This is a genomic window from Halorubrum sp. SP3, assembly GCF_005435195.1.
In the GTDB taxonomy this organism is placed as follows: Archaea; Halobacteriota; Halobacteria; order Halobacteriales; family Haloferacaceae; genus Halorubrum; species Halorubrum sodomense.
Genome location: NZ_SGTU01000204.1, coordinates 1 through 702, shown reverse-complemented (window position 1 = coordinate 702; position 702 = coordinate 1). Strand labels below are relative to the sequence as shown.

At 54.8% G+C, this 702-nt stretch carries 1 pseudogene; it reads right to left on the bottom strand.

The annotated features are described in order from the left end of the window. Positions 1-468, bottom strand: a pseudogene (locus EXE42_RS19715) (hypothetical protein); the annotation flags it as partial. Positions 469-702: the final 234 nt, after the last annotated feature.

Here is a 702-nt window from a genome sequence, read left to right as displayed (position 1 = left end):
CTCTGCCACGACTCCCGCGAGCCCAACAACAAGCAAGCCGCCGAAAGCGCTCACGACGCTCGAAAATCCGAACGCGATCGAATTGGGGCCGACAAGCTCCCATTGCTGATACAGGAACCAATAGTCGACAGCGACCGTGATGAGCGGGCTGATGACGAGGAGACTCCCGTACAACAGCCAGAATAACCGATGTCGGCTCCAGATGGTGTACAGCGCGTAGGCGAGCCCAATCACGACACCATACCAAGCCAAATTCGAGACGAGATGACCGGTACTATCGTGAATCGTCGCTGCCGTCCAAGCGGTGACCAGACTAGGATTGCCGTACGTGAACACAAATTCCGAAGCTAGTCTGCTTGGAAGCCAAAGGTGGACACTAATAAGCACGATAGCAACTCCGAAGAGGGCGACGACATCGCCGTGGTCGCGCTGGTTTTGTGAGAGTAGCTGAGTGTCCGACGCAGTCATCGGTACGTGGCTATCTGATTCGCAGTGGTTCCCTCAAGAGGCTATTGGCTCCAACTCTATCCCGAAAGAGAAGTCCGAAGTTTGTGACTCCTGCTATCGTGTTCCTAACTACAGCGCAAATCCTGAAGAGAGAGTTCCAATCAGGAGGCACCCGGCTCTATAGAGACTGATGGACAGAAATCATGATACTGGCACCCGGTATGCTGCTCTGAGTCCTCTGCGCCGTTGGCCTCC